The following is a 3786-nucleotide window of genomic DNA, read 5'->3' as shown; positions in this document are numbered from 1 at the left end:
CAACCTCCAGCTGCTGGCCCGGCAGGCCGCGCCGGCCTGATACGCGGCGCATCCTCCGGTGCCCGGCGTCACCTGTCATCCACCACGCTGATCCCACGCGATCCTTTTTCAACAGTCTCAGACGGTTGTGACACCGGCCGCGTTACGGACTGGAATGATAAAACAGGAAGTTCGGTACGATCAGTCAGGGATCAGCGCCCAACCACGTATCTGCAATGTCGCCATTGTGGTGAGAGCCGAGACATCGACTTCGATAGCCTTATCGACCGTGACCGGAGCGATCCCATTCCCGACTAAAGCCTGGCTGCACACTCGAACGGACACGCCTGCCCGCCTTAGCGCCGCTATCAAGGCAAGATTGGGGTTCGTCGTGGCACCGGTTTTCGTCGCATATGCCTCATCATCGGCAATAATCGGTGTCGCCGGCCCGTGGACGATCACGATCACATCTCCCTGTGCCGGCCGCACGCCGTCCGCCCCGAGCAGGTTCAGGAAGCGTGCGACCTTCTCCAGCGAGGGATTGACCTTGTCGGGAGATGACGCCGCCTTCGTCACACTGAACAGCACACGATATCGCAGCGAGTGGTCCGGCCGCTCAACCGCGCCTTCTACCGGCGTGATCCTGCCATAGCCGGCAATCACGGGTTGTTGCGCGGTGACGCCTGCTGACCCGGCACTGCTCATGACGGCCAAGCATCCTGCAACTGCGATAGCGGGAAGCCGCATCTGGTTTGTCCTTTCGAAACCGGAATGATTATCCGACCCTCGCAAATACGGCTGCGCCTATATTTTGCGGCCGCGTGGCAGCCGACGCCCCGCGCGCTCGCGACGGTCGGGAAGCGGGCGCTGCCTCATGCACGGCTAGATCATCGGCGCCGAATATCGCCTCGAGCGTGCGCACGCACATTGCGGCTGCGTCATCGGCGAGCCGGTAATGGACCTGCTTTGCCTCGCGTCTCGTCTTCACCAGCTCGGCGCGGCGCAGCTCGGCAAGCTGCTGGCTGAGGGCCGGCTGGGTCACGCCGGTCGCAGCCTCTATGTCCGCAACCTGCCGCTCACCGCCCAGCAGATAGGACAGGATCATGAGGCGCTGGGGTTGAGCGAACACGCGCAGCTTTTCGACCGCCGCATCGGCGATCGCGCGGGATTGATGGATCGCCGTCATCGATCGGCCTTCAACTGATGAAACCAGTCGGCACCGGCGCTGCACGGCAAGGCGGGCGGGAGCAGGACGTCGTCACCCGGCTGCCAGTCGGCCGGCGTATAGGCCTGCCCATCGGCCGATCGCTGCAATGCCCTCACCGTGCGGAGCATCTCGTCGACCGATCGCCCGACGTTCATCGGATACCAGTTGAGCGCACGGATGATGCCCTCAGGATCGATGAAATAGGTCGCGCGCACGGCCGAGGCGTCGCCGGCCTGTTCGTCAAGCATGCCATAGGCGTAACCCACCGCCATCGACGGGTCTTCCACGACCGGGAACGGCACCTCTACACCGAAGACATCCTTGATCGCGCGCAACCAGGCGACATGCGAATACAGGCTGTCAACCGACAGCCCGAGCAAGGCGCAGTCGAGCTCCTCGAATTGCGGTGCGGCCTTCGCCAGGGCCACGAACTCGCTGGTGCAGACCGGCGTGAAATCAGCCGGGTGCGAAAAGAACACGACCCAACGACCACGATACTGATCGAGCGACATCGCGCCCTGCGTCGTGCGGGCGGTGAAATTCGGGGCCGCGTCCCCGATGCGCAACGAGCGCGGTACGTCTGCATCCATCGTTTCCATGCTTTTCAGATGGCACGGGCAGCCCGTTGACGCAAGCGGATTACACAACTACATAAACCATGAAATCAATAATTGGAGGCGATCGTGGAATCGGCGTTGAATGAGGCAGTTGCGCAGATTGAACGTGCGAAGGCGGCGGTAGCGCCGGTCGTTCACTCGTTCTTCGACGAGCCGACCAACACCGCGACCTACGTCGTCTGGGACCCCGCCACGCGAAAGGCGGCGATCGTTGACAGTGTCCTGAACTTCGACGCTGCGGCCGGTCGCACCAATACGGCGTCGGCGGATGCGGTAATCGCTTATGTGCGGGAGCACGGCCTTTCGGTCGACTGGCTGCTCGAAACCCATGCTCATGCCGACCACCTGTCTGCGGCGCCCTATCTGCAAAAGGCGCTGGGCGGTCAGCTCGCGATCGGCCGCGACATCATTCGCGTGCAGAACGTCTTCGGCAAGATTTTCAACGCCGGCACCGACTTCGAACGGGACGGCTCCGAGTTCGACCACCTGTTCGACGATGGCGACCGTTTTACGATCGGCGACATCGAGGCCATCGCGCTGCATGTGCCGGGGCACACCCCCGCCGATATGGCCTATGTCATCGGCGACGCAGTCTTCACCGGCGATACCCTGTTCATGCCGGACTACGGCACCGCACGCGCAGACTTCCCCGGTGGTGATGCGCGCCAGCTATTCCGCTCGATCCGTCGACTGATGCAGTTGCCCGACGAGACGCGGCTGTTCCTGTGCCACGACTACAAGGCTGCGGGGCGCGACCGGTATGTCTGGGAGACGACCGTGGGCGCGCAGCGCGTCGGCAACGTCCACGTTCATGAGGGGGTGGACGAAGACAACTTCGTCGCGATGCGCACCAGTCGGGACGCCACCTTGTCGATGCCCAAGCTCATCCTGCCATCGGTGCAGGTCAATATGCGCGGCGGCCATCTGCCGGAGCCGGAAGTCAACGGCACCCGCTACCTCAAGATTCCACTGGATACGCTGTGATGCCCGGATTTCCCCATGCCATGCCGCTTGCCGGCTTCATCGGCGGCCTGATGATCGGGTTCGCTGCGGCGATCATGTTGCTGGGCAACGGCCGCATCGCCGGGGTCAGCGGCATGTTCGCGCGTGTCCTCGCTCTCTCTGAAGGGGGAGCGCCTTGGATGATGGCCTTGCTTTTCACGGCGGGGCTGCCCCTGGGCGCGGCGCTGACCGCAGCCAATGTGAATGTGGAAGCTCGCTTCCCGACGTCGCTCGGGCTGATCGCCGTCGCCGGGCTGATCGTCGGGATCGGGACGCGGCTCGGCGCGGGGTGCACCAGCGGTCACGGCGTCTGCGGCCTGTCGCGCCTGTCGCCGCGGTCCATCGTCGCGACCGGCACGTTCATGGCGACCGGCATCGCCACCGTGACCCTCATGCGTCTCGCGGGAGTGGTATCGTGATGCGCCAGAGCCTTCTTTCGCTCGTCAGCGGCACGCTGTTCGGCGCCGGCCTCGCCGTGTCCGGCATGATCGATCCTGCGCGGGTACGGGCGTTTCTCGACGTCGCCGGTGCCTGGGACCCGACCCTGGCATTCGTCATGGCGGGAGCGATCCTGCCGATGGCGATAGCCTGGCTCATCGTGCGTGGACGCTCTACGCCGATCGTCGCGGAGCAATTCCATACGCCGGCCACGTCGCCGATCGACGCGCGCCTCCTCGGCGGTGCCGCCCTGTTCGGCATAGGCTGGGGCCTTGTCGGCCTGTGCCCCGGCCCCGCCATCGCCGCGCTCGCGATCCAGCCTGCCCCCGCGCTGCTCTTCACCGCTGCAATGGCGCTCGGCGCAGCCATCCACCGCTTCGCACTCATCCCACGCCGTTCGGCGTGACCGGACAGGAGACATTACATCCCACATTTCCCAAGTAAGGCGCTGATTTCGCTGTCCTGACCATTATATTTCCTATATAAAACATGGTGTTGAAGGCTGCGAGGGGCGCGTTTCATGGATCACCCAGAGGGTGCGGG

The 3786-nt window shown here is 64.2% G+C and carries 6 protein-coding genes; 3 read left to right on the top strand and 3 right to left on the bottom strand.

The window, feature by feature from the left end; genetic code table 11:
• Positions 1 to 180: 180 nt before the first annotated feature.
• The 3 genes from ACP7A3_RS20840 to ACP7A3_RS20830 form a co-directional block, all read right to left on the bottom strand.
• Complete coding sequence (locus ACP7A3_RS20840) at positions 181 to 684, bottom strand: DsrE family protein (protein WP_018251190.1); 504 nt, start codon at positions 682 to 684, stop codon at positions 181 to 183.
• 70 nt (positions 685 to 754) lie between these two features.
• Entirely contained in the window at positions 755 to 1165 is a 411-nt protein-coding gene (locus tag ACP7A3_RS20835) for an ArsR/SmtB family transcription factor (RefSeq protein WP_018251191.1), read from the bottom strand.
• Positions 1162 to 1785: a peroxiredoxin gene (locus tag ACP7A3_RS20830; protein WP_018251192.1), complete on the bottom strand. Its 624-nt coding sequence runs from the start codon at positions 1783 to 1785 to the stop codon at positions 1162 to 1164. The genes ACP7A3_RS20835 and ACP7A3_RS20830 overlap by 4 nt, the downstream gene beginning before the upstream one ends.
• Before the next feature lie 72 nt (positions 1786 to 1857).
• Here ACP7A3_RS20830 and ACP7A3_RS20825 point away from each other — a divergent pair, with 72 nt between their 5' ends.
• Genes ACP7A3_RS20825 through ACP7A3_RS20815 form a run of 3 tightly spaced genes read left to right on the top strand, consistent with a single transcriptional unit; the run spans position 1858 to position 3649 of the window.
• Positions 1858 to 2787, top strand: coding sequence for an MBL fold metallo-hydrolase (locus ACP7A3_RS20825; protein ID WP_018251193.1), 930 nt, complete (start codon positions 1858 to 1860; stop codon positions 2785 to 2787).
• Entirely contained in the window at positions 2787 to 3224 is a 438-nt protein-coding gene (locus ACP7A3_RS20820) for a YeeE/YedE family protein (RefSeq protein ID WP_170172224.1), read from the top strand. The genes ACP7A3_RS20825 and ACP7A3_RS20820 overlap by 1 nt, the downstream gene beginning before the upstream one ends.
• Complete coding sequence (locus tag ACP7A3_RS20815; protein WP_018251195.1) at positions 3224 to 3649, top strand: DUF6691 family protein; 426 nt, start codon at positions 3224 to 3226, stop codon at positions 3647 to 3649. Before ACP7A3_RS20820 ends, ACP7A3_RS20815 begins: the two co-directional genes overlap by 1 nt.
• Positions 3650 to 3786: the final 137 nt, after the last annotated feature.

It is taken from the genome of Sphingomonas sp. DC5200-1, assembly GCF_049897245.1.
Taxonomy (GTDB): Bacteria; Pseudomonadota; Alphaproteobacteria; order Sphingomonadales; family Sphingomonadaceae; genus Sphingomonas; species Sphingomonas aquatilis.
Note: the sequence above shows the minus strand (reverse complement) of the source record. Positions and strands in the feature narration are given on the sequence as shown.